The sequence below is a fragment of the Clostridium sp. OM05-9 genome (genome assembly GCF_003481465.1).
GTDB lineage: Bacteria > Bacillota > Clostridia > Lachnospirales > Lachnospiraceae > Coprococcus > Coprococcus ammoniilyticus.
This window is the reverse complement of record NZ_QULF01000015.1, coordinates 1-251: the sequence shown is the minus strand read 5'-3', so window position 1 is coordinate 251 and position 251 is coordinate 1. Positions and strand designations below refer to the sequence as shown.

The following is a 251-nucleotide window of genomic DNA, read 5'->3' as shown; positions in this document are numbered from 1 at the left end:
ATGTCATTGATCGTTACGCTTCCGTTTGCCGGCACGCTGATTCCTGTCTTGGTTGCGCTTATGCTTCCATCTGCAAGAACATATTCGCCGCTAGCGTTTGTTACGTAAATCATGAATGTCTTGCTTGTATCAAAGGTATATCCTGCAACTGCCTTGGCTACCGTCAGGCTTCCCTTATCTTCTGTATAAGTGTTCGTTACAGTTACGGTTGCTGTCGCATCCTTGGTGACGGTGACATTACCTTCACCACT

General features: G+C 46.6%; 1 protein-coding gene. It reads right to left on the bottom strand.

The annotated features are described in order from the left end of the window. Positions 1–251: hypothetical protein (locus DXB77_RS13095; protein ID WP_207665166.1), on the bottom strand; the 251-nt coding region annotated here is incomplete at both ends.